This window comes from Cognatundibacterium luofuense (genome assembly GCF_018139685.1).
Lineage (GTDB): Bacteria > Pseudomonadota > Gammaproteobacteria > Burkholderiales > Burkholderiaceae_D > Undibacterium > Undibacterium luofuense.
The window spans coordinates 251,411-274,663 of the sequence record NZ_JAGSPN010000001.1; the positions used below are offsets into that span (position 1 = coordinate 251,411).

A 23,253-nucleotide genomic window follows, 5' to 3' on the forward strand; every position below is an offset into this window, starting at 1 on the left:
TTCTTTGTAAGCAAAGGCAGATACGGACAATAGTGCAAATCAGAAAACGATAGGTGGCGGATGTTTCCGCCTGATGACAAAAGCCCTAGAGGAATTCTTCTATTTACAGAAATCAAAAAATAAAACAGGCAAGCGGTAACCCGGATGCCTGTTTTATTGAATGTTAACAGTATTATTTATAAAAGCAGCGTCCGCAGACATGCTGGTAGCGTTCGTTACCGCCGATATCAATCTGCGCACCTTCGGTGATGCGCTGCCCTTGTTCACTGACGCGGATATTCATGGTCGCCTTTTTGCCGCAAGTGCAAATGTTTTTCAGCTCTTCGATAGTGTCAGACAGCGCCATCAGATAGGTGGAGCCGGAAAACGGTTCGCCGAGAAAATCGCTACGCAGACCGTAGCAAATCACAGGAATGCCGCGTACATGTGCCAGCTTGTGCAATTGCCGCACCTGATCTGCTGTCAGGAACTGAGCTTCATCAACCAGAATACAGCTGACATCCGGTGCCTGCGTGAAAAAATCAAACTGCCCGTCAAAGGTGGCTGCATCGCGCTGCGGACCGAGGCGTGACGTGACTTTGCCGACGCCGTAGCGGTGATCAATCGCGGCAGTGTACAGAAACACGTTCTGTCCCTGCTCTTCGTAGTTATGTGCCACTTGCAGCAGCGCAGTGGATTTGCCGGCATTCATGGCCGAATAGCGAAAATAAAGCTTAGCCAATTGTTTAACCCTGTGTTGGCCTGCAACAGATGTAGCCTGATGCAGGAAAAATTCGTAAAACCGGTATTGTAGTAGGGTGGCTGCGCTGTGCGTGATATTCACGGAAAAAACCCGTGACTGTCATGAAAAACGTGTTTAAAACCAATAGCTGGCACGTAAATATTTCCTGCAAGGAAATTTCTTTTTGCGCAAGCTTATGATCTGTTTGTAATTACAGACAGACATCTTTGATTGAGAATAAAAATCACCATAAAGCCGTGTTGTTCGCAGAAAGTTTGCGTTATGATGGTCAGACAACATTTCTTCCCGTATATCAAAGCGGGAAAGACACCACCTGCAGCAGAAATACCGGTATCAGGCTTTGTCAGTCTTTGTTCATTGTCGATGTGGTTTGCCAGGAAAGGGTATGGTATGTCGAAGACCATATTAGTCGTTGATGATTCTGCCTCAGTCCGTCAGGTTGTCGGGCTGGCGTTGCGCGGTGCAGGTTACACCGTGATTGAAGGCGTCGATGGCAGCGACGCGCTGAAAAAACTCACTGGTCAGAAAGTGCATCTGATCATTTCTGACGTCAATATGCCGGTCATGGACGGCATCACTTTTGTCACCGAAGTTAAAAAATTACCGGCCTACAAATTCACGCCGGTGATTATGCTGACCACAGAATCTCAGGAAGGTAAAAAACTGCAGGGGCAGGCAGCCGGGGCGAAAGCCTGGGTGGTCAAACCTTTTCAGCCGGCACAAATGCTGGCAGCAGTGTCTAAACTGATCATGCCTTAGGAGGTCATCATGCAGATGACCGCTGTGGAAGGCGAACTCACCATCTATACCGCTGCAACAGAAAAGCAGCGGCTGCAAAGCTTTTTATACAGCGACGATGTGCTGGAACTGAATTTATCCGGAGTGTCTGAAATTGATTCAGCCGGATTGCAGATTCTGATTGCCTTGAAAAAAGAAGCGCAAAAACTCAACAAGAAACTCAGTTATGTGATGCACAGCAGACCGGTTCTGGAGATGTTTGAATTCACAAATCTGACAGCGTGGTTTGGCGATCAGGTAGTGCTGGTACACGATTAAGCGGCGGCACGGCGGGAGATCCGCAGTGGCAGATAAACGTGCGGTATCGACAGCGGAGGAAAGGATGAGCTTTGACAGCGAAATGCAGGCCGCGATGGAAACCTTCATCGTTGAGAGCCGTGATTTGCTGCAGGACATGGAAGAACTGCTGCTGAATCTGGAACACAGCCAGAATCAGGCCGATGCAGTGAATGCGATTTTCCGCGCTGCACACACCATCAAAGGCTCTGCCGGTTTATTCGGTATAGATCATATCGTCCGGTTTACGCATACGCTGGAAAGTCTGCTCGATCAGGTGCGCGATGGCGACATTCCGGTATCCGGTGGTCTGATTGCTGTACTACTGCCATGCCGTGATCATCTGGTTACGCTGATGGATGCAATTGCTGCGGGACGTATGGAAGATCCGCCGGAGCTGTCAGCGCACGGACAGGAATTGCAGCAGGCGCTGCAACAGGTGATGGATGGCGCGCAACCCGGCGCCGGTCGCAAAGTGGTTGCGCATCAAACTGAAGTACAGACAGTCGCTGGAGAGAAAGCGGCTGTGGAGTCTGGCAACTGGTATTTGTCCCTGCGTTTTGGCGAAGATTGTCTGCGTCACGGTATGGACCCGTTGTCATTCATTCGTTACCTGAGCACCGTGGGCGATGTGGTACACCTTACCAGCATCATCACTGCGATTCCGGAGCTGCCTCAAATGGACGCGGAATCCTGCTATCTGGGATTTGAAATTGTTCTTAAGAGCGCTGCCACCAAAGAAGCAATTGAAAGTGTTTTTGAATTTGTCCGCGAAGACAGCACGATACGCATCATTGCGCCGAACAGTCGCGTCGATGAGTACATCGACATCATCAATGCTTTACCGTCAGATCACGAATTGCTCGGTGAAATTCTGGTGAAAAGCGGTGTGCTGACACGGCTGGAACTCGACAGTTGTCTGCAAAAACAAGCGCTTCAGCGTGAGCAGCCTGCCGGTGCGAAACCAAATTCGCAAATCGGGGAAATTCTGGTTCGCGAAGAACTGATTCAGGCGCCGTTACTGGATGCTGCTTTGCATAAACAGCAGCAGGTCAAAGAGCAAAAAGCCCGCGAGCGCCAGAGCATACGGGTGGATGCAGAAAGGCTGGATAAGCTGATTGATCTGGTCGGTGAACTGGTGATTGCCGGTGCCGGTGCCAATCTGCGTGCCAGCAAACTGCATGATGTTGCAATGTCGGAAGCAACCAGCGAAGTCATGCGTTTAGTCGAAGAAGTCCGCGACAGTGCATTGCAGTTACGCATGGTACCGATCGGCACAACCTTCAGCCGTTTTCAGCGCGTGGTGCGTGATGTCAGTCTGGAGCTGGGCAAAGATATTGTGCTGGACATCACCGGTGGCGAAACCGAAGTGGATAAATCCGTGGTCGAAAAAATCGGTGATCCGCTGATGCATCTGGTACGTAATTCTATGGATCACGGTATTGAGTCAGTGGCAGTGCGGGAAGCACGCGGCAAACCGGCGCAGGGTACGCTCAGGCTGCATGCCTATCATGAGTCTGGCAGCATTGTGATTGAAGTCAGTGACGATGGCGGGGGGCTGAACAAAGACAAAATTCTGGCACGCGCAGTTGAACGCGGTCTGATCGAACGGGATGCCGTACTCAGTGAAAAAGAAATTTTTGAACTGATTTTTGAACCGGGTTTTTCAACGGCGGAACAGGTATCCAGTTTGTCCGGTCGCGGTGTCGGTATGGATGTGGTCAAGAAAAATGTGCAGTCGCTGCGCGGTGTGATTGAAATTGATTCGGCGATGGGTGTTGGCACCACGATGCGTTTACGACTGCCGCTGACGCTGGCGATTATTGACGGCTTTCTGGTCGGTGTCGGTGAGTCTGCATTTGTGGTACCGCTGGATCATGTCATTGAGTGTCTGGAGTTGCCACCGGAAAGTCTGCAGCAGGATTATATGGATTTGCGCGGCGAAGTCCTGCCGTATATCCGGTTAAGACAATTGTTTGATATTCAGGCACCGATGCCGCGTCGTCAGAACGTGGTAGTGGTGGGCTATAGCGGACAGAAAACCGGTCTCGTGGTTGATAGTCTGATGGGTGAGTTTCAAACCGTGATTAAGCCGCTGGGACGTATTTTCCAGCATGTGCAGGGAATCGGCGGTTCCACCATTCTGGGCAGCGGGCAAGTCGCCCTGATACTCAGTATTCCCGCCATGCTGCAGCATTACAGAAAGAAAGAGCAGTTCCGCCTGCAAGGCAGTGCCTCCGCATTGTCGCTGCCGGGCAGCAGTATTGTTTCCTAGTTTTCGCTTCAGTCTCCGTATCAGATCTGCTTGCTTGATAAACGAAAGGAAGTACAGATGAAATCGTTCCTGGAATCGCTGAAAATGTGGCAGAAGTTTGCCCTGGTCGGCTTATTTGTCGTGGTTCTGTTCGGCTTGCCGCTGTCCTTGTATGTACAGTGGGTCAGTCGTGATGTGAATGCCGCGGCTTCAGAAAAAGCCGGAGCGTCGGTGTTGCCACTGGTGGCAAAGTCACTGCAACTGGCACAGCGGCATGCCGGATTGAATACGCTGGTCATTAATGGTCAGAGCGATATGCGTTCGCAGCGTGATGCTACTGCACAGGAAATGACTGCAGTCATGGATCAACTGACCGTCACATCGCATCAGGTACCGGATTTACGTCTGGATGAAGCTGCTGCCCAGCTGAAGCAAAACTGGACTAGTCTGCTGTCGGAAGCGGATCGCATGAAAGTCGACGATAACCGTGCCCGCCATCTGGCGCTGATCAGTCAGATTTATCAGTTAATGGATAAAACGACGGATGCGTCCGAGTTACTGCTGAGCAATGACCCGTCCACTTTTTTCATGGCTACTTTGTCGACAGACAGCGTGATTCGCCTGACGGAAGATATCCGTAAAGCACGTGCACTGGGGCTGGATGTACTGACAGCGAAATCGCTGAGTGAAAAAGACCGTACGAAAGTGGCAGAACTGCATGCGGTGATTGCGGAAAATATCAAACGCAGCGAGCGTACTTACAACAAACTGATTTCCTTGTCACCGGAATACAAAGACATTATCGGTTCGAAATTCGGGGAGCAGAATCAGAAGCTGCGCGAAACCGAGCAACTGATCGCTGAGCAGATTCTGGAAACCAGCAAATTCGATTTTGAAGTGAAGGATTATTCGCTGCGTTTATCATCAGCAATTGATGCGGTGCATGAACTTGAACAATCCATTCTGAAAGCAATGAAGAGCCGTACAGATACGCGACTGGAAGAGCAAAAAGCATTGCGTCTGAAAATGGTCGGTGCCTGCCTGTTTCTGTTCCTGATTGTTGTAGCGCTGGCCTGGCTGATGATACGCACGATTGTTCAACAGGTTGGTCAGGAACCGGCAACTGTCGTCGATTATGCGAGCAAAGTGTCATCCGGTGATTTCAGTGCCGAGCTGAAGCTGCGTGATAACGATGTCACCAGTATTGCGGCGAATCTGATTGCAATGGTTGGTAATATCAAATTGCGGATGGAAGAAACCGAAGCGATTGCGAAAGAAAATCTGCGCATCAAGATTGCGCTGGATAATTGCTCCACCAATGTCATGATTGCCGATAATGACCGGAATATCATTTACATCAATAAGTCGGTGCTGGCGACCATGCAGGCGGCTGAAAGTGATATCCGTAAAGCCTTGCCAAACTTTACAGCATCGCGCCTGATTGGTTCGAACATTGATCAGTTCCATAAAAATCCGGCGCATCAGGCGAATATGCTGGCAACGTTCACGATTAATCACCGTGCAGAAATTAATCTTGGCGGCCGGACCTTCTCCTTGTCTGCTAATCCGGTGATTTCTGAAAGAGGCGAGCGTCTCGGTAGTGTGGTGGAATGGAAAGACCGTACCGAAGAAGTCGCCATTGAAAAAGAAGTCAGCGCGATTGTGGAACAGGCAGCACGCGGCAACTTTAAGGCTCGTATTGTTGAGGATGGCAAAGCCGGTTTCTTTAATAAGCTTAGTCATGACATCAATACCCTGATGGTGACCAGCGACACCGGGCTGACTGAAATTCAGCGTGTGCTCGGTGCTATTTCTAACGGCGATCTGACACAAACCATTGACCGTGAATTTCAGGGTGCATTTGATGATCTGAAACAGGCAGCAAATCAGACGGTGGAAAAACTGTCTCAGATCGTCACTGATGTGATTAACGCGACTGATGCCTTATCGAATGCCGCAGAGCAGGTCAGTGCAACATCGCAATCGCTGTCGCAGGCTGCCAGTGAGCAGGCGGCCAGTGTGGAAGAAACCTCCGCCAGCATTGAACAAATGGCGGCCGGTATTAATCAGAATGCGGAAAATGCCAAAGTCACCGATGGAATTGCCGGAAAAGCAGCACGTGAAGCGCAGGAAGGTGGCGAAGCTGTCAAACATACCGTCAGTGCGATGAACGATATTGCATCCCGCATCGGTATCATTGATGACATCGCGTATCAGACCAATATGCTGGCGCTGAATGCGGCGATTGAAGCGGCGCGTGCCGGTGAACACGGCAAAGGCTTCGCGGTGGTAGCAGCGGAAGTACGTAAGCTGGCAGAGCGCAGTCAGATTGCCGCCAAAGAAATTGGTGATCTTGCCGGTGGCAGCGTGAAGACTGCAGAACGTGCCGGTGAACTGATCGATGAAATCGTGCCGGGTATCGGACGCACATCCGATCTGGTACAGGAAATCGCCGCTGCATCGCAGGAACAATCGGCGGGAGTTGGTCAGATCAATACTGCGATGAACCAGATGAATCAGATCACGCAGCAGAATGCATCATCCAGTGAAGAGCTGGCAGCGACAGCGGAAGAAATGACAAGTCAGGCAGAGCAGCTCAAAGAACTGGTCAGTTTCTTCCGTATTGGTCAGGAAACCATACGTGCTGAAGCTGATGAGCCCCGTGCTGCACGCGCATCACGCAGCACCCGCCGCACCCGCAGCAGCGCGCCGGTGCATTTTGATGAAGCCAAGTTTGAACGCTTCTAGGAGCGGATTATGGGAGCGCTGACAGAAACCGCAGCACGCAGTACCAGCCCTGTCCCGCAGGAAGCCAGAAAGCGGGACAGCAGTGCACAGTACCTGACGTTTATGCTGTCGGGAGAAGTGTTTTCGATTCCGATTCTGCCGATACGAGAAATTATTCAGTACGGTGAACTGACCGAAGTACCGATGATGCCTTCATTCATACGCGGTGTGATCAATCTGCGTGGCAAGGTGGTGCCGGTGATTGATCTGAATGCCCGCTTTGGTCGTGACCTGACAGCAGTGGCACGCCGTACCAGTATCATCATTATCGAAATGACTGATAAAGAAGATGTATCGGTACAAGCCATGGGTGTGATGGTGGATGCGGTCAATGAAGTGGTTGATATCGCAGATGCTGACATCGAACCACCGCCGTCTTTCGGTGCCAGAATCCGGCCGGATTTCATCGGCGGTATGGCAAAACATCAGGGCAGGTTTATGGTGTTACTCGATCTGACGCAGGTATTGTCGGTGGCTGAAATGACCAGCCTCGGACAGTCGCTGACCGGCGTGGCAGCCACGCAGGAGCAGGAGTATGAACGCTGACACCTCATGGGAAAAACCGGTCAAAGAACTGACTGCGGGCGAGTTTGACTGGATTTGCCGGTTTTTATACCAGCGCACCGGTATCGCACTGAAAGACGGAAAACAGGCGATGGTGATGGGGCGCCTGGAAAAGCGTTTGCGGCGTCTGCAGATTGCTTCCTATGACAAGTATTTCAGCTTACTCGGGCATCCCGGTTACGAAGAAGAAACCCGGCTGGCGATGGATTTGCTGACGACCAATGAAACGTACTTTTTCCGCGAGCCACGGCATTTCGATTTTCTGCGGGAAGTAATTCTGCCCAAAGCACGCACTGCAGCGCCATTCCGTGTCTGGAGTGCAGCCAGCTCCAGCGGTGAGGAAGCCTACACTACTGCAATGGTGATTGCGGCAGATGGCCGCTTACCACGCTGGGAAATTACCGGTACCGATATTTCTGAGCGGATGCTGGAAAAAGCGCGCTCCGGTTTGTATCCGATGCAGGCAGCAGAAAAAATTCCGGCTGCGTATCTGAAGCGCTTTTGTCTGCGTGGCAAAGAAGAATACGAAGACTTTTTTCTGATTGATCCGTCGCTGCGGCAGCGGGTTACGTTTTCATCGCTGAATCTGATCAACCGTTTTCCGGAAGAACTCGGGCAGTTTGATCTGATTTTTTTGCGCAATGTCATGATTTATTTCGATGTGCCGACCAAGCAGGCATTGATACGGCGTATGCTGCCTCATCTGAAACCTGGCGCCTATTTGCTGGTCTCGCATTCGGAAACACTGAACGGTATCAGCAACGATTTAACGATGCTGTATCCGTCAGTGTATCAACGGGAGGGCTGAGCCGGTAACGGCACGGTGATGAACAATGCCAGTCCCAGATTTTCTGATTGATATTTTTTTGCAGCCGGGAGAGTTTTATTTCGGCGATGCCGAAACACGTATCCGTACGCTGCTGGGTTCGTGCGTGGCGATTACGATGTGGCATCCGCAAAAACGCATCGGCGGCATGTGCCATTACATGCTGCCTTACCGCAAGAAAAATGCAGAGCATGATCTGGATGGCAAATATGCGGAAGATGCACTGAAAATGTTTTTGCGCGAAATCCGGGCGAGCCGCACTCATCCGTGGGAATATGAAATCAAAATGTTTGGCGGCGGGAACCAGTTTCCTGAACACTCTGCCAAAGTGTTTGCGATTCCTGACCGGAATATTGAATCCGGCAGGCAATTGCTCGAAAAATACGAATTTCAGTTGAAAAGCGAGCATCTGGGTGGCGTCGGTCACCGGAACGTGATGTTTGACGTGTGGTCCGGCGATGTCTGGGTGCGGCATGTGGAAAAAGTGATGTTGCCATGAGTAAAAAAATTAAGGTCATGCTGGTTGATGATTCCGCTGTGGTGCGGCAGGTACTGGCAGCGGTGCTGGCGCGCGATCCTGAACTGGAAGTGATTGCCACCGCTGCCGATCCCTTGTTCGCCATGAACAAAATGAATCAGAACTGGCCGGATGTGGTGGTGCTGGACGTGGAAATGCCACGGATGGATGGCATCACCTTTCTGAAGCAAGTGATGGCAGTGCGTCCGACGCCGGTGGTGATTTGTTCCACACTGACCGAGAAAGGCGCAGCGACCTCGGTGCAGGCGATGTCTGCCGGTGCGGTAGCGATTGTGACCAAACCTAAACAGGGATTGCGCGATTTTCTGGCCAGCGATGCCGGGGATCTGGTGCAGACGGTGAAAGAAGCGGCGGCGGCTGATATGCGGCGGCTGCGCGCCACCATGCCGTCAACGCCGTCTGCAGTACCGGAATTACAAAAGCCGGTTAAGGCGGCAGATATCCGTGAAAAAGTCACGGCGATGGCGGTAACCACCGATAAACTGGTCGCTATCGGTACCTCTACCGGAGGCACGCAGGCGCTGGAGCTGGTGTTATCTGCACTGCCTGCTGATTCGCCGGGCATCGTCATCGTGCAGCATATGCCGGAGAAATTCACCGCTGCATTTTCGGAGCGGCTGAATAAAATCTGCCAGATCGAAGTGCGTGAAGCCGCCCACGGCGACCGCGTTCTGGACGGGCTGGCGCTGGTCGCGCCCGGTGGCAAACATATGCAGTTACGCCGCAACGGCGCACAGTATCAGGTGGATATTTTCGATGGCCCGCCGGTTAATCGTCATAAACCTTCGGTGGATGTGCTGTTCCGCTCGGTCGCCAAACATGCCGGTGCGAATGCGCTGGGCGTGATCATGACCGGTATGGGGGACGATGGCGCACTCGGTTTGCTGGAAATGCATCAGGCCGGTGCTGAAACGCTGGCGCAGGATGAAAAAACCTGCGTGGTGTACGGCATGCCGAAAGAGGCGGTGAAGCGTGGCGCGGTTGACCGTATCGTGCCGCTGCAGGAAATTGCCGGACTGATCAGCCAGTACGGAAAGCGGCACCGCTGAGGCATTACCGCCGTCATTACAGCCGTTAGTATGGCAAGTGCGTTCCGTGAAGGCGTTGGCGCAACGATTCGTGTTTGTTCATTCACCGGCAGCCGTATCGTCTGATATGGCCTGCGAACCACTCAAAACAGCCTGAAAATGTCTCAAATGCGGATTCTGGCACAGCGATCCGGCGGTCGTCGGCAGAAAGTCCGGGCCTTCATAAAATGCAGATGCGGACTTCTGCACAATGATGTGCTGATCAGCATCGGCGGAAAACCAGCTTCCGGCTTGTTCTAAGACTTGTTCGGCAAGCAGTCAGCGGATAAGGATGTCGGGACTGGCGTCGCGGATATCGCGCAGACCGGTCAGGGCCATGCTGACATCCAGTTCCTTGCGCAGAATGTCCAGCATCAGGCTGACGCCCGGTTGCCCCATCGCCCCGAGTGCATACAGAAACGCACGGCCAATCATGCAGCCTTTGGCGCCCAGTGCGCAGGCTTTCAGGATGTCCTGTCCGCTGCGGATACCGCCGTCGAACCAGATTTCGCTGAGATGACCGGCGGCATCCACAATCGCTGGTAGGGCATCAATTGACGCCGGTGCACCGTCCAGCTGCCGTCCGCCGTGATTGCTGACCACGATCGCATCCACACCCAGGGAAGCACCGGTACGCGCATCTTCCGCATCCATAATGCCTTTCAGAATCAGCTTGCCACCCCATTCGCGCTGTATCCACGCGACATCATCCCAGTTCAACGTCGGGTCAAACTGGCTTGCTGTCCACTGGCTCAGGGTGGTGATGCCATCCATGCCTTTGACATGACCTGCCAGATTGCCGAAGGTTTTGCGGCCTCCGAGCGCCCGCAGTGCCCAGCCCGGTTTCGTCGCCAGATCCAGCAGATTCGCCAGCGTCAGGCGCGGCGGCACCGACATGCCGTTTTTTAAGTCTTTATGCCGCTGGCCGAGGATTTGTAAATCCAGCGTCAGCACCAGTGCCGAACAGCCGCAGGCTTTGGCGCGCTGTATCAGTTCCCGCACAAAGCCGCGATCGCGCATCACATACAACTGAAACCAGAACGGTTTGCTTGTGACGCTCGCGACATCTTCCAGCGAACAGATACTCATGGTGGATAAGGTGAACGGAATGCCGAACTGTTCTGCCGCCATCGCACCCAGCATTTCACCGTTGGCCCACTGCATACCGGTCAGTCCGGTCGGCGCAATCGCCACCGGCATGCTGACATCGTGGCCGATCAGACTGCTGCGGGTGCTGCGCTGATCGACATTGATCGCCACCCGCTGGCGCAGTTTGATATCCGCCAGTGCACTGCTGTTGGAACGGTAGGTGGATTCGGTGTACGAGCCGCTGTCGGCATAATCGTAAAACGCTTTCGGTACGCGCTTTTTTGCCAACAGACGCAAATCTTCGACGCAGGTAATGACTGGCATACAGGGCTCCGTTCGGGTGACTGTCTTGCATTGTAGAACGCGCGGCGGTTTCCGTCAGGCCTTGCGGTACTTGCGCATCACAGCTCGGTAAAGGTTTCCACGATCAGCTGCCGCAGCCACTGGTTGCCGGGATCAGACTGATAGCGGCGGTGCCAGAACAGATAGCTTGATAAGTCCGGCAACTGCACCGGCGGCTTGCGGTAACACAGGCCAAACGGTGCGGCGGCGCGTTCTGCCAGTTTTTGCGGCACCGTCACCAGTAAATCGCTTTGCGCCACGATGTAAGGCACAGCCACATAATGCGGCACTTGCAACTGTGCAGCGATACTGACGCCGGCTTTTTCCAGTGCCTGATTAATGCGCAGATAGGGTTCTTCGCGCGCATTCACAATCAGATGACGCGCATTGCGGAACGCCGCCGGTGTCAGCTCGGCACCGGCCAGCGGATGCTCGCTGCGCATCATGCAGACATAAGATTGCCGGAAAATCCGCTTCTGAAACCAGGCGTCAGATAACTGATCAAATGCACCGAGCGCCAGATCAATTCTGCCTGATTCCATTTCGGTTTTCAGATCGACAGTATTCGCGCGCACCGTGCTGATCTGCACGCCGGGGGCCAGCGCCGGTAAACGCGCTGCCAGCACTGGCATGAAATACACTTCACCGACATCACTCATCGCCAGCGTGAAGCGCCGCATCCCACCGGACGGGTCAAAGCCACCCTGCTGATTCAGCGCTGCCGTAATCTGTTGCAGCGCCGGGCCGACGCTGTCGGCAAACAGCTCGGCACGCGGGGTTGGTTGCATGCCGGCGGCGGTGCGCACAAACAGCGGGTCATTCAGGGTGCGGCGCAGTCTTGCCAGCGCATTGCTGATGGCTGGTTGCGACAAACCCAGCCGCCGTGCCGCCAGCGAAATCTGTCTTTCCTGATATACCGCCTGAAACACCACCAGCAGATTCAGGTCAGTATCCTTGGCTTCGATCATTATTGATCCTGTGAATGGTCTGTATTTTTGTATTTATATCGTAAAAATTACAGGCTTGCATTACATTGCGCTGGATATCAGAACATTCTGTACAAGGAGACCACCATGGGAACACCAGAGAACCTGCAGTACATGACCGGTTTTGCCAATGAACTGGTAACCGAAGCTTTGCCGGGCGCCTTGCCTGAGCACCAGAATTCCCCGCAAAAATGCGCTTACGGCTTGTATGCCGAGCAAATTTCCGGCACTGCATTCACTGCGCCACGCCATGCCAACCGCCGTTCCTGGATGTACCGCATCCGTCCGGCAGCCATGCATCAGCCTTTCCGTCAGATCAGCAATGGTCAGATGACCAATGACTTCGCGCAGGTACCATCCACCCCGAATCAGTTGCGCTGGGACCCGCTGCCGATGCCGGCAGAGTCCAAAGACTTTGTCGATGGCTGGTTCACCATGGCCGGTAATGGTTCTGCTGATGCGCAGGGCGGCTGTGCTATCCATCTGTACGCGGCCAATCGCGACATGGAAACCCGTTATTACTACAACGCAGATGCAGAATTGCTGATCATCCCGCAACAAGGCCGTTTGTTGTTGCTGACTGAACTGGGTCGCCTGCTGATCGAACCGCAGGAAATCGCGGTAGTACCGCGTGGTGTGCGTTTTCAGGTGCGTTTGCCGGACGGCGAAGCGCGTGGCTATGTCTGCGAAAACTTCGGCGCGATGCTGAAACTGCCGGATCTGGGCGTGATCGGTTCCAATGGTCTGGCCAATCCGCGTGATTTCCAGACACCGGTGGCCTGGTATGAAGATAAAGAAGGCGACTTCGAACTGGTTGCCAAATTCAGCGGCAATCTGTGGTCTGCAAAAATCGGGCATTCGCCGCTGGATGTGGTCGCATGGCATGGCAATTTCGCACCGTACAAATACGATCTGCGTCATTTCAACACCATAGGCTCGATCAGCTATGACCATCCTGATCCGTCGATTTTCCTGGTGCTGCAATCGCCTAGCGATACACCGGGCGTGGATACCATCGACTTTGTGATTTTCCCGCCACGCTGGTTAGCTGGTGAAAACACTTTCCGTCCGCCCTGGTTCCACCGCAATATCGCCAGCGAATTCATGGGGCTGATTCATGGCCAGTACGATGCGAAGTCCACCGGCTTCCGTCCGGGCGGCTCCAGCCTGCACAATTGTATGAGCGGCCACGGCCCGGATGCACCGACTTTTGAGAAAGCCAGTAACATCGATACTTCCACCCCGCAAAAGGTCTCTGATACGATGGCGTTTATGATCGAAACCCGCCAGATCATCAAACCGACCCGCGCCGCTATGGAAACACCGTTGCTGCAGGCCGATTATTATCAGTGCTGGCAAGGTATCAAAAAGTATTTCAATCCGGAGCAAAAATAAATGACGGTACAACTTAACGAAACACACGATCTGCAACTGCGCAGCTGGGTACAGTCTGCCAATCAGCCGGCCTGTGATTTCCCGATTCAGAATCTGCCGTTTGCGGTGTTCCGCCGCAAAGGCAGCCATCAGCCTTACCGTATCGGTGTGGCGATCGGCGATCAGATTCTGGATTTGCCGGCAGCGCATGCAGTGCATGCATTTGCCGGTTTTACCGAACTGCAGGGCGGCCATTTCACCACGGCGGTGAATGCACAAACCCTGAATGGTTTAATGGGTCTGGGGGCGCCGGTCTGGTCGGCACTGCGTCTGGCTTTGTCGCGCGTATTGCGTGAAGGTTCTGCGCTGCAAGGCACACTGCACGCCTGCCTGCTGCCACAGGCACAGGCGGAATATGCATTGCCTGCGCATATCGGCGATTACACCGATTTCTATACTTCGGTTCACCATGCAACTGCCGTCGGCAAACTGTTCCGTCCGGACAATCCTTTGCTGCCTAACTACAAATGGGTACCGATTGGTTACCACGGCCGTGCGTCGTCGATTGGTGTGTCCGGTCAGGAATTCCACCGTCCGCTCGGTCAGACCAAACCACCAACAGTGGAAGAACCGGTGTTCGGACCTGCAAAACGCATGGACTACGAACTGGAACTGGGTATTTTCATCGGTCAGGGCAATGCACTGGGCACCTCGATTCCGGTGGAACAGGCAGAATCCCATGTATTCGGTCTGTGTCTGCTGAATGACTGGTCAGCCCGTGATATGCAAGCCTGGGAATACCAGCCACTCGGTCCTTTCCTCGCCAAAAACTTTGCCACGACGATTTCTCCGTGGATCGTGACACTGGAAGCGCTGGCACCATACCGCCTGGCATGGCATCGCGATGCGGCTGATCCGCAACCATTGCCTTATCTGGATGGTGAAAGTGTACGTACTTCCGGTTCTTTCGATATTCAGTTGGAAGTACTGTTGCAGACACCGGCTATGAAAACAGCGGGTGCCGCCGCAGAACGTTTGTCTTTGTCGAACTTCCGTCACTCTTACTGGACGGTATCGCAGATGGTCGCGCACCACACGGTCAACGGCTGCAATCTGCACGCCGGTGATTTGCTCGGCTCCGGTACACAGTCCGGCCCTGCACCGGAAGAAGCCGGGTCTTTGCTGGAGCTGACCGAAGGCGGTAAAAAGCCACTGCAACTGAGTAATGGCGAGCAGCGCGTGTTTATGGAAGATGGCGATACGGTCGTATTGCGTGGCTGGGCGCACAAAGAAGGCGCACCGCGTATCGGTTTTGGTGAAGTCGCGGGTACTTTGCTGCCTGCACGTCAGATCTGAGTTCGCTGCGCAGATACTGCTGCATCATCGGCGTATGAAAAAATCCCTGCGGTCGTCAGACTGCAGGGATTTTTGTTTGTACAGCGTGCTCATGAGGAAGGCTGCTGTTTAATCGTCCGCCATCCAGAAAAATACGGCAGTCAGGCGACGATCCGGCATGGCTTCACCAAAATACCCGGTCGCGCTGTGCACCAGATTCGCTTTGTACAGAATCATGCGGTTGAACACATTCTGTACCCGCATATCTTCGTACCACGCTTGCATCGGCAGAGCGCGTACCTTTAAAGCATCCACCAGATTTTTATGCGGATCGGTCACGATATTGCCGCCGATCGCGCCATTCGGATAACGCAGACGACAAAAGCTGGTACCGCTGTCCGGTGCCGGATTCGGGCTCAGATAAATCACTGCTGCATAACGGCATAAATGCCGGCTGTCGGTATGCGGATGCGGCATGCCTTCATTTTTCCCGACCAGCTGCGCTACGTTGCTGTCCAGTCGCAAGCCGCCCGGCGGTTGCACCATCCATAAACGTGGCTTGCCAGTCAGTTCACGTACTTTCGCTTCCAGCGCGGCCAGTTCTTCCGGTAACAGCGCGCCGTGAAAACGCATACCCGGCCAGCTTTCCGGCGCATACGGTTTACCCAGTTCCCACTTTTCTCTTGCAAAACAGCGTGCACTGACTTCTTCTGCATTCGGCAGAACATTATCGATCACCCAGAAATTTTTACCGGCTTCCAGTGGTTCGTAGGTCAGCGTCGGTGCGGTGGGCGGAATCGCGGGCAATAACTGGCCCGGCGCAGGTAATGGCAGCATGATGCAAAACCGAAAAAAGGAAAGTCACCACAGTAGCAAATGCCCGTACCTGCCGTCACTTTTTTCATCGCCTGACGTTGTAATCCTGCGAAGTGATGCATTCAGTGTGTTCTTCTTTTGAATGCTGCATATTTAAAAATATTACCTATCAGAAATGCCAGTATTCAATATTATTTAACAATGTAAGAATCTGGTTCTCTGCTATTGCGATATGGAATTCTCATGAAAGACTTCTCTCATCCAGAAAAAAATCCGGCTTTATCAGGCATGAATTTCCGGCAGCTCCGCTTACAGCGCGGTGAAACCCAGACCCAGTTCTGGCAACGTTTCGGAGTCAGCCAGTCCTGTGGCAGCCGTATTGAAAAAGCCGGAAGCGCTCCGTTGTCGGTGGCGATGCTGGTCAGTTTATATGTCAGTGGCAGTATCCCTGAACACTTGCTGCAGCAAGTCATGGACATCTGCAGTAAACGTGGTGGTAATCCGCACATCATGTGCTGAAGTTTGCTTTACCGGTGACCGGGATTGCTCTCCTATGGTTGCCGGTGCGGATCGCCGGGGTGATACCCCCCAAGAAACGCTTCGGTGATCCGCAACTTTGCGTAAAAACGGCCAGTCAACCTGACTGGCCGTTTTTCATTGATACAAATAAGGATTGTTGGATCAGCAGACTGACGCTTTGAGATACTTTCGCACAGGCGTGACACGCTGCTTCAGGCTTCTGACTATCTTTTCCTTAACCGACAAACCTGAAAACGCAGCGTATGTGCTCAGTTAATTGCAATCCATCCACCACGAATGGCACGTATCACAGCCTGCTGGCGGCTGGTGACACCGAATTTTTGTTTAGCATTGTTAATGTGGAAATTAACAGTGGCTTCTGCGCACGTCAGAATTTGTGCTATTTCCCATGAAGATTTTCCGCGTGCCGCCCAGATCAGGCATTCGATTTCACGCGGTGTCAGCTTAACAGGAGCCGCATCGGGTGGTAGCAGTAATGGCCGCAGCGCATCCATTGCAAAATCCCGGAACAGACACAATTGTCCGATTTGCTGTGCCCCCAGCGTTGCCGGATGACGCGCTGGGTCTGGCGATAACAGCAGCATGATGCTGACCTCGGCATCCTGACCGCGACCGGGCAACGCGAGACCGTATTTCAGATCATACCCGGCAGCACACGCGTAAGTTGCCTGTGCCTGTATATCGGCAAAGTATTCTTCCGCCCAGAAAAACGGGCGCTGATGGCGCGCGCAATGCTGTAAAACCGGATCTGTTTCCTTGCACTGCTCTGTCAGATAGGTTTGCAACCAGGTTTGCGGCATATTGCCGAGCACTTTTGCATCCGTCAGCGGTGTCAGTTTGTGTGGCAGATAACCGAACAGAAAATACGGAAATCCGAGTTGCTGACTGATCGTAATACAAGTGTTCAGCCAGGCTGTTTCGGTATGTACATGCAGCAATGTATCGAACAGTTCTGAACCTGAAGTCATATTCATAGATGCAAATACCCATAAGGCTGAGTGTCTGTCGCCTGTCTGTTGCATCAGTGGCGCACCGGATTGTGGCGGAGTAGGGTAAGGCTGATGCTGACAGGCCACGCAGAAGCAGAATCTCAATAGATGTAAAGCTGAAACGGAAACGAAGAATCCGGAGTTAAACGTTCCTAGCTGTTTATTGGTATATTATACATATATTAATTGATGGAAGGGGGTAAGAAACACTTACCATTGCATTGCATGATTAGTCAGATGCTCTGTATATCCAATTGATTTACATGTAAAATTAAATTAATATGCGAAATGCATATTGCACGCTATCTGTGCTATCACAAGTAATAGTCAATATTGGTAAAGCGGGGTGAGTCGGCTGGAAAGTATGACAGACAGTTGGTGGGGAATACGGGTTGGATGAATTGTGTCAGATACGAATCGGGTGCAGCTTGAATACCGCACCCGCATGTTCACTTCAGATTTGCTTCAGATTTACTCCAGATGCATCTGGATTACACCGGCAGCCGGTGTGCTGCATGGTTCTTCATCGAATGCGATATCGCCGTCCGGTTTGGCGACACCGTCAATTTTCAAATCACTGAAATTGAACATATCTCTGTCCATCAGATGTGATGGCACGACAGTCGATAAAGCCGAGAAAATATGATCAACGCGACCCGGATGTTTTTTCTCCCAGTCACGCAGCATGGCTTTAACGTGTTTGCGCTGCAGGTTTTCCTGAGAACCGCACAGATTACAAGGAATAATCGGGAACTGGCGCACTTCCGCAAAACGTTCGGTGTCCGCTTCTTTTACATACGCCAGCGGACGGATCACGATATGGCGACCATCATCGGATTGCAGTTTCGGTGGCATACCTTTGATTTTGCCGCCGAAGAACATATTCAGAAAAAAGGTTTCCAGAATATCGTCACGGTGGTGACCAAGTGCGATTTTGGTCGCGCCCAGTTCGTCCGCCACACGGTACAGAATGCCGCGACGCAGGCGTGAGCACAGCGAGCAAGTGGTTTTGCCTTCCGGTACCAGACGTTTGACGATGCTGTAGGTATCCTGATTTTCGATGTGATACGGCACACCGATTTTTTCCATATACGCTGGCAGCACATCTTCCGGGAAACCCGGTTGTTTCTGATCCAGATTGACCGCAACGATATCGAACTTGATCGGTGCGCGCTCACGCAGGGTCAGCAGAATATCCAGCAAAGCATAGCTGTCTTTACCACCGGACAAACACACCATGACCTTGTCACCATCTTCAATCATATTGAAGTCGCCGATGGCCTGACCTACCTGACGGCATAAACGCTTATGCAGTTTATTGTTTTCGTACGCGATTTTTTCCGGCGAGCGTCCGCTGCTTGCGGAAGTATCTTCTGCGGGTGCTGCATCCTGCAATGTTTCATATAAAGCTTGCATCACAACCTCAGGCTTCTTTGACATGGAATACTTCAACACCGACACCATCGCAATCCGGATATACATCCGGCTTCATGGTGGAAACGCAGACTGCACGGACGCGCGGATGGGTCAGCATCATACGGGCGACGTCATCACACAGAGTTTCCTGTAAATGAATATGACCCTGAGATACGCGCTGCGCAATGGTGCCGCGCATAAAATCGTAATCGACGACTTCATCCAGCTGATCTTCTTTCGGTGTTGATAATTCCAGCGGAATGTAAAGATCAACATTGATCAGCACGCGCTGTTCGCCTTTTTTTTCAAAATCGTGCACGCCGATATTGATATAGATTTCATAATTACGCAAAAACAGACGGCGGCAACCGGTCAGTTGCGGATGGTGCAGGACGGATAACATAAGAAACTCATTCAGAAGAAAGTTGAGATTGGTTTGCAGTCGCCAGATACATGACATCGCGCTGCAAAGGAATCAGGTGCTGCCCGCCATCGACCAGCAAGGTAGTGCCGGTCATGGCCGGACTGTCGGCGACAAACGCGACGGTGCGGGCGATATCCTGTGGTGTACTCGAGCGACCGAGCGGTGTGATCTGATGCGCAGCGGCGAAATCGGCTTCGGTCTGATGACCGGACACCATAGTAATGCCCGGCGCCACGCCGACCACACGGATTTTCGGCGCCAGCGCCTGTGCCAGCATCACGGTTGCGGTGTGTAATGCGGCTTTGGACAGGGTGTACGATAAAAAATCCGGATTCAGATTAAATAATTTCTGATCCAGCAGATTAATCACCGATCCCTGCTGACCTTCCTGCAACTGTGCGTGCAGTGCTTGTGCCAGCAATAACGGTGCACCGAGATTCGCATGCATATGCTGATTCAGCATTGCATAACTGAAACTGTGCGCATGGTCTTCGCTGAACAGCGAGGCATTATTCACCACGCAATCCACCGTTCCCATCGCCGCATTCACTGCCGGTAACAAAGTACGCACTGCCGCTTCGTCGGCCAGATCACAGCAAAATACCTCAGCTTTACGACCCAGCGCGCGGATTTCCTGCGCCGTGTGTTCCGCTTCGGTGCGGGAATGATGGCAGTGCACGGCAATGTTCCAGCCCTGACGGGCCAGATGCAAAGCGATTTCGCGGCCGATGCGCCGGGCAGCCCCGGTAATCAGGGCGAGTCTCTCAACAGAGGCAGTAGCAGGCTGGTTCATGGAAAAAGTTCACGCAGAGGTAGGGTTTTTAATACAATGCCGGGATGCAAAAATTATCTTTACCCATTCCGGCGCCCGAGGCGCTGGCAGCATCGGAAGCACTGACTCAGCAACTGCGGACAGCGGTGGCAGAGCAGGGCTGGATCCCGTTTTCGCAGTTTATGGAAAAGCTGTTGTATACCCCGCAACTGGGTTATTACAGTGGCGGTGCGACTAAATTAGGCAAAGACGGTGATTTTACAACGGCACCGGAGATTTCGCCGCTGTTTGGTGGCACGCTGGCACGCTTGTATGCCAGCTTATTGCCTGCGATTGCACCGGAAGTCATGGAGTTCGGAGCCGGTACCGGCAAACTGGCCAAGGATTTCCTGACCGAATGCCGCGCGGCAGGTATCGCGGTACGCCGTTATGCGATCGTCGATTTGTCCGGCGAATTGCAGGCGAGACAACGCGAAGCGCTGGCTGCCTTTCCGGAAGTCGTCTGGCTGGATCAGATGCCTGAAGCCTTTTCTGGTCTGTTACTGGGCAATGAAGTGCTGGATGCAATGCCGGTGAATCTGGTGCAGCGTGAAAACGGGGTCTGGCGCGAACGCGGCGTGGCGCTGGATGCAAACGGCGCGTTTTGCTGGCAGAACGGGCCGCAGGCTCCTGCAGAATGGCTGGAACAAATCACGGAACACGAACAGTTACCGGATGGTTATCTGACGGAACTCCATCCGGTAGCCTGCGGCTTTATGCGCAGCCTGTCGCAAATGCTGATCCAAGGTCAGCAGCAAACCGGTTTGCACGGCGTGGCGGTACTGATCGATTATGGCTTCCCTGAGCGCGAGTATTACCATCCGGAACGGGATCAGGGCACGCTGATGTGCCACTACCGCCATCACGCACATCCGGAACCGTTTTATCTGCCGGGTTTGCAGGATGTCACCGCCCACGTGGATTTCACCGCGATGGCAGTGGCGGCATCGCAGGCAGGTGCACAGGTGCAGTTTTACCAGTCTCAGGCGGCTTTCCTGCTGGGTGCGGGGATTACCGATCTGCTGTCGCGCACCTCTGCGGAAGACGCACTGAGTTACCTGCCGCAATCACAGGCACTGCAAAAACTGACATCGCCGGCAGAAATGGGCGAGTTATTTAAGGTGCTGATCATCGGCACCGGCGCTGATCTGCCACCGCTGTTGCAGTTGCAGGACCGCTCACACCGCCTCTGAGGCACTAAAAATACCCCGGGGGGTATCTTAAAACCCCCGCGGATTCTCTCGACGATAGGGCGATTTCTTCAAAAAGGCAGGGGGGTATCTGTGTTTCGCTGGTTTTTAACGATTTTTCTGGCAGTGGTTGTGTTCTCCAGCGCCTTGCCATGGCTGGAAAAGCTGGGCATAGGCCGACTGCCCGGCGATCTGCGCTTCCGCCTGTTCGGCCGCCAGTTCGTATTCCCGTTTGCCTCAACGATCCTGGTCTGCCTGTTTGTATTGCTGGTGGCCAGAGTGCTCAAATAAATAGCAGCCAGTTGCGTGTGCGCAGCAATTGCGCACTATTTCACGGAAGCAAACTCAAGAAATACCGCGTTTGTGCCGTCACTTCCCTATAATGAATCGTAACAAAGCCCGTTCAGCGGGCTGCTTTTGTCGTCTGAACAGTCTGAATCCAGAGTAAGGCCATAATGAGTGAACTCAGTGATATCCGCGCATTGCTGGTAGAACCGCATCAGGGCATGCGCGTGAGCCTGCATAACATGCTGAACCTGTGTGGTATCAACAAAATTGAACACGCGCTGACGGCAGGAACCGCCGTGCGTGCGATCCAGAATAAAGTGTTTGACCTGATTCTGTGCGAATACGACCTCGGCGTCGGCCAGGATGGTCAGCAATTGCTGGAAGATGTGCGTCATCACAAGCTTGCGCCGCTGTCGACGATTTTCATCATGGTTACCGCCGAACGTGCGTATGCCAAAGTTGTCAGTGCTGCCGAGCTGGCACCATCCGATTACCTGCTGAAGCCATTTACTGCAGACACCCTGCTGGACCGCGTGCTGAAAGCGCTGGAAAAACGTAAAGCCTTCGTGGAAGTGTTCACGCACATGGAAAACGGTGCGGTGACCGAGGCGCTGCAAGCCTGCCATCATGGCGAACGCGATTATCCGCGTTATGCAGTGGATTTCATGCGACTGCGCGCTGAGTTGCACGTCGTACTCGGCGAGGCTGCGGAGGCAGAGGTGCTGTATCAGCATTTATTTGAACTGAAAGCGGTCGCGTGGGCGCGTCTCGGACTCGCAAAAACCCTGTTCATGCAGGGTAAATATCAGGAAGCAGAACAAATCCTGAAGAGTCTGCTGGCAGAGAATAAGCAGTACATGGATGCCTATGATTTGCTGGCAAAAACCCACGAAATGATGGATCAGTTGCCGCAAGCGAAAGAGGTGCTGGATGCTGCGGTAGCGGTGTCGCCGCACGGGGTGCGCCGTATCCGCCAACTGGGCAAAATCGCGATGGAATCCGGCGATATTGCGAGTGCGGAAGATGCGTTCAAAAAAGTCGTCAGCCGTGCCCGTTTCTCCGAATTCCGTGATCCGGAAGATCACTTAAATCTGGTCGATGCACTGGTCAAAAAAGGTGATACCAATCAGGCTAAAACGGTGATTCGTGAAATGGAACGCAGTATGGCCGGCCTGAAAAAAACCGAGGCCTGCCGCGCAATCTCCTCTGCACTGGTGCACTCCAAAACCGGTGATGAGCGCGTGCATGATGAAATTGCAAATGCCGTTAATGCTGCCCGTGAAGATATTGGTTTATCCACCGGTGCCAAACTCGGGCTGGCAAAAACCTGCCTTGATAACAATAAAGATGATCATGCTTCAGAAGTCATTCTGGACGTGATGAAAAATGCCAGCAATCAGCGCATGTTATCCAAAGCGATCGGGGTATTTGAGTCTGCCGGTAAGGGACATCTTGCGCGCGAACTGGCTCAACGCAGTCAGCGTGAAGTGATGGAGCTCGTCGCGCAGGGTGTGCAGAAGGCGAAACAGGGCGATTTCCGTGGTTCTGTTGATCTGATGCTGGCAGCGGCGCGTAAGTCGCCGGACAATCCGCAAGTAGTGCTGAATGCCGCGCTCGCGACACTCAAATGCATCGAAAATATGGGTTGGGACAACGCGACAGGTGAGCATGCCCGCGAACTGATCGAAGCAGCACGCCGCCTTGATCCGATGAACCCGCGTCTGAAAGCGATCCGGACGCTGTACGAAGATTTGCAGCGTAAATACGGTCTAAGCATTTCCCGCAAGTAAAGGCCGCTGAC

The 23,253-nt window shown here is 53.1% G+C and carries 22 protein-coding genes; 14 read left to right on the top strand and 8 right to left on the bottom strand.

Going from position 1 to position 23,253, the window contains the following annotated elements; translation table 11 throughout:
• Window positions 1–172: 172 nt before the first annotated feature.
• On the bottom strand, window positions 173–721 hold the full coding sequence (locus tag KDM89_RS01100; RefSeq protein ID WP_212686113.1) for a thymidine kinase: 549 nt from the start codon (window positions 719–721) through the stop codon (window positions 173–175).
• A 411-nt stretch (window positions 722–1,132) separates the two neighbouring features.
• Between KDM89_RS01100 and KDM89_RS01105 the strand changes: the two genes are divergently transcribed.
• From KDM89_RS01105 to KDM89_RS01140, 8 genes are read left to right on the top strand one after another with little or no spacing between them, the layout of a single operon-like run.
• A complete protein-coding gene (locus KDM89_RS01105; protein WP_212686114.1) occupies window positions 1,133–1,501 on the top strand; it encodes a response regulator in 369 nt (122 codons plus the stop codon).
• Window positions 1,502–1,510: 9 nt separating this feature from the next.
• Window positions 1,511–1,798, top strand: a complete 288-nt coding sequence (locus KDM89_RS01110) for an STAS domain-containing protein (protein WP_212686115.1) — start codon at window positions 1,511–1,513, stop codon at window positions 1,796–1,798.
• A 25-nt stretch (window positions 1,799–1,823) separates the two neighbouring features.
• Window positions 1,824–4,091 carry a chemotaxis protein CheA gene (locus KDM89_RS01115; protein ID WP_329604594.1) on the top strand — a complete coding sequence of 756 codons (2,268 nt, stop codon included), beginning with the start codon at window positions 1,824–1,826 and terminating at the stop codon, window positions 4,089–4,091.
• 57 nt (window positions 4,092–4,148) lie between these two features.
• A complete protein-coding gene (locus KDM89_RS22340; protein ID WP_230427607.1) occupies window positions 4,149–6,818 on the top strand; it encodes a methyl-accepting chemotaxis protein in 2,670 nt (889 codons plus the stop codon).
• A 9-nt stretch (window positions 6,819–6,827) separates the two neighbouring features.
• The gene (locus KDM89_RS01125) at window positions 6,828–7,403 is read left to right on the top strand and encodes a chemotaxis protein CheW (protein ID WP_212686116.1); all 576 of its coding nucleotides are present in this window, start codon (window positions 6,828–6,830) and stop codon (window positions 7,401–7,403) included.
• Window positions 7,393–8,229, top strand: coding sequence for a CheR family methyltransferase (locus KDM89_RS01130; protein WP_212686117.1), 837 nt, complete (start codon window positions 7,393–7,395; stop codon window positions 8,227–8,229). Before KDM89_RS01125 ends, KDM89_RS01130 begins: the two co-directional genes overlap by 11 nt.
• Before the next feature lie 25 nt (window positions 8,230–8,254).
• The gene (locus KDM89_RS01135; protein ID WP_230427608.1) at window positions 8,255–8,746 is read left to right on the top strand and encodes a chemotaxis protein CheD; all 492 of its coding nucleotides are present in this window, start codon (window positions 8,255–8,257) and stop codon (window positions 8,744–8,746) included.
• Window positions 8,743–9,834, top strand: a complete 1,092-nt coding sequence (locus KDM89_RS01140) for a protein-glutamate methylesterase/protein-glutamine glutaminase (RefSeq protein ID WP_212686118.1) — start codon at window positions 8,743–8,745, stop codon at window positions 9,832–9,834. The genes KDM89_RS01135 and KDM89_RS01140 overlap by 4 nt, the downstream gene beginning before the upstream one ends.
• A gap of 297 nt (window positions 9,835–10,131) precedes the next feature.
• Here the strand turns inward: KDM89_RS01140 and KDM89_RS01145 are convergent, their stop codons facing one another.
• The gene (locus KDM89_RS01145) at window positions 10,132–11,265 is read right to left on the bottom strand and encodes an alpha-hydroxy acid oxidase (RefSeq protein WP_212686119.1); all 1,134 of its coding nucleotides are present in this window, start codon (window positions 11,263–11,265) and stop codon (window positions 10,132–10,134) included.
• A gap of 77 nt (window positions 11,266–11,342) precedes the next feature.
• Window positions 11,343–12,251, bottom strand: coding sequence for a LysR family transcriptional regulator (locus KDM89_RS01150; RefSeq protein ID WP_212686120.1), 909 nt, complete (start codon window positions 12,249–12,251; stop codon window positions 11,343–11,345).
• A gap of 105 nt (window positions 12,252–12,356) precedes the next feature.
• On the opposite strand from KDM89_RS01150, the gene hmgA reads away from it, so the two are divergent.
• Together hmgA and fahA are read left to right on the top strand one after the other, a co-directional pair.
• Window positions 12,357–13,664, top strand: a complete 1,308-nt coding sequence (gene hmgA, locus KDM89_RS01155; protein ID WP_212686121.1) for a homogentisate 1,2-dioxygenase — start codon at window positions 12,357–12,359, stop codon at window positions 13,662–13,664.
• The gene (gene fahA, locus KDM89_RS01160) at window positions 13,665–14,999 is read left to right on the top strand and encodes a fumarylacetoacetase (RefSeq protein ID WP_212686122.1); all 1,335 of its coding nucleotides are present in this window, start codon (window positions 13,665–13,667) and stop codon (window positions 14,997–14,999) included.
• 108 nt (window positions 15,000–15,107) lie between these two features.
• Here fahA and KDM89_RS01165 read toward each other — a convergent pair whose 3' ends face one another.
• Window positions 15,108–15,815 (bottom strand): DUF6445 family protein, encoded by a 708-nt coding sequence (locus KDM89_RS01165; protein WP_212686123.1) that lies wholly within the window; start codon window positions 15,813–15,815, stop codon window positions 15,108–15,110.
• A gap of 222 nt (window positions 15,816–16,037) precedes the next feature.
• Here KDM89_RS01165 and KDM89_RS01170 point away from each other — a divergent pair, with 222 nt between their 5' ends.
• Entirely contained in the window at window positions 16,038–16,313 is a 276-nt protein-coding gene (locus KDM89_RS01170) for a helix-turn-helix domain-containing protein (RefSeq protein WP_212686124.1), read from the top strand.
• A 269-nt stretch (window positions 16,314–16,582) separates the two neighbouring features.
• Here KDM89_RS01170 and KDM89_RS01175 read toward each other — a convergent pair whose 3' ends face one another.
• From KDM89_RS01175 to KDM89_RS01190, 4 genes are all read right to left on the bottom strand, one after another.
• Window positions 16,583–17,308: a helix-turn-helix transcriptional regulator gene (locus KDM89_RS01175; protein ID WP_212686125.1), complete on the bottom strand. Its 726-nt coding sequence runs from the start codon at window positions 17,306–17,308 to the stop codon at window positions 16,583–16,585.
• Window positions 17,309–17,794: 486 nt separating this feature from the next.
• A complete protein-coding gene (gene ttcA, locus KDM89_RS01180; RefSeq protein WP_212686126.1) occupies window positions 17,795–18,739 on the bottom strand; it encodes a tRNA 2-thiocytidine(32) synthetase TtcA in 945 nt (314 codons plus the stop codon).
• Window positions 18,740–18,746: 7 nt separating this feature from the next.
• The gene (locus tag KDM89_RS01185) at window positions 18,747–19,142 is read right to left on the bottom strand and encodes a dihydroneopterin aldolase (RefSeq protein WP_212686127.1); all 396 of its coding nucleotides are present in this window, start codon (window positions 19,140–19,142) and stop codon (window positions 18,747–18,749) included.
• Window positions 19,143–19,149: 7 nt separating this feature from the next.
• Window positions 19,150–19,956, bottom strand: a complete 807-nt coding sequence (locus KDM89_RS01190) for an SDR family oxidoreductase (RefSeq protein ID WP_212686128.1) — start codon at window positions 19,954–19,956, stop codon at window positions 19,150–19,152.
• 44 nt (window positions 19,957–20,000) lie between these two features.
• Here KDM89_RS01190 and KDM89_RS01195 point away from each other — a divergent pair, with 44 nt between their 5' ends.
• The 3 genes from KDM89_RS01195 to KDM89_RS01205 all read left to right on the top strand — a co-directional run bounded on the left by KDM89_RS01195 (window position 20,001) and on the right by KDM89_RS01205 (window position 23,242).
• A complete protein-coding gene (locus KDM89_RS01195; RefSeq protein ID WP_212686129.1) occupies window positions 20,001–21,167 on the top strand; it encodes a class I SAM-dependent methyltransferase in 1,167 nt (388 codons plus the stop codon).
• Window positions 21,168–21,257: 90 nt separating this feature from the next.
• Window positions 21,258–21,455, top strand: a complete 198-nt coding sequence (locus KDM89_RS01200; RefSeq protein WP_212686130.1) for a DUF2905 domain-containing protein — start codon at window positions 21,258–21,260, stop codon at window positions 21,453–21,455.
• Between the two features lie 164 nt (window positions 21,456–21,619).
• Window positions 21,620–23,242 (top strand): tetratricopeptide repeat protein, encoded by a 1,623-nt coding sequence (locus tag KDM89_RS01205; protein ID WP_212686131.1) that lies wholly within the window; start codon window positions 21,620–21,622, stop codon window positions 23,240–23,242.
• Window positions 23,243–23,253 lie beyond the last annotated feature (11 nt).

What these genes read in the sequence shown, in the direction of transcription:
- KDM89_RS01110 (WP_212686115.1), top strand. Translation starts at nt 1,511, where the DNA reads ATGCAGATGACCGCTGTGGAAGGCGAACTCACCATCTATACCGCTGCA.
- KDM89_RS01125 (WP_212686116.1), top strand. Translation starts at nt 6,828, where the DNA reads ATGGGAGCGCTGACAGAAACCGCAGCACGCAGTACCAGCCCTGTCCCG.
- KDM89_RS01195 (WP_212686129.1), top strand. Translation starts at nt 20,001, where the DNA reads ATGCAAAAATTATCTTTACCCATTCCGGCGCCCGAGGCGCTGGCAGCA.
- KDM89_RS01150 (WP_212686120.1), bottom strand. Translation starts at nt 12,251, where the DNA reads ATGATCGAAGCCAAGGATACTGACCTGAATCTGCTGGTGGTGTTTCAG.
- KDM89_RS01205 (WP_212686131.1), top strand. Translation starts at nt 21,620, where the DNA reads ATGAGTGAACTCAGTGATATCCGCGCATTGCTGGTAGAACCGCATCAG.
- fahA (WP_212686122.1), top strand. Translation starts at nt 13,665, where the DNA reads ATGACGGTACAACTTAACGAAACACACGATCTGCAACTGCGCAGCTGG.
- KDM89_RS01130 (WP_212686117.1), top strand. Translation starts at nt 7,393, where the DNA reads ATGAACGCTGACACCTCATGGGAAAAACCGGTCAAAGAACTGACTGCG.
- hmgA (WP_212686121.1), top strand. Translation starts at nt 12,357, where the DNA reads ATGGGAACACCAGAGAACCTGCAGTACATGACCGGTTTTGCCAATGAA.
- KDM89_RS01135 (WP_230427608.1), top strand. Translation starts at nt 8,255, where the DNA reads ATGCCAGTCCCAGATTTTCTGATTGATATTTTTTTGCAGCCGGGAGAG.
- KDM89_RS01165 (WP_212686123.1), bottom strand. Translation starts at nt 15,815, where the DNA reads ATGCTGCCATTACCTGCGCCGGGCCAGTTATTGCCCGCGATTCCGCCC.
- KDM89_RS01190 (WP_212686128.1), bottom strand. Translation starts at nt 19,956, where the DNA reads ATGAACCAGCCTGCTACTGCCTCTGTTGAGAGACTCGCCCTGATTACC.
- KDM89_RS22340 (WP_230427607.1), top strand. Translation starts at nt 4,149, where the DNA reads ATGAAATCGTTCCTGGAATCGCTGAAAATGTGGCAGAAGTTTGCCCTG.
- KDM89_RS01170 (WP_212686124.1), top strand. Translation starts at nt 16,038, where the DNA reads ATGAAAGACTTCTCTCATCCAGAAAAAAATCCGGCTTTATCAGGCATG.
- KDM89_RS01145 (WP_212686119.1), bottom strand. Translation starts at nt 11,265, where the DNA reads ATGCCAGTCATTACCTGCGTCGAAGATTTGCGTCTGTTGGCAAAAAAG.
- KDM89_RS01140 (WP_212686118.1), top strand. Translation starts at nt 8,743, where the DNA reads ATGAGTAAAAAAATTAAGGTCATGCTGGTTGATGATTCCGCTGTGGTG.
- KDM89_RS01105 (WP_212686114.1), top strand. Translation starts at nt 1,133, where the DNA reads ATGTCGAAGACCATATTAGTCGTTGATGATTCTGCCTCAGTCCGTCAG.
- KDM89_RS01185 (WP_212686127.1), bottom strand. Translation starts at nt 19,142, where the DNA reads ATGTTATCCGTCCTGCACCATCCGCAACTGACCGGTTGCCGCCGTCTG.
- KDM89_RS01175 (WP_212686125.1), bottom strand. Translation starts at nt 17,308, where the DNA reads ATGAATATGACTTCAGGTTCAGAACTGTTCGATACATTGCTGCATGTA.
- ttcA (WP_212686126.1), bottom strand. Translation starts at nt 18,739, where the DNA reads ATGCAAGCTTTATATGAAACATTGCAGGATGCAGCACCCGCAGAAGAT.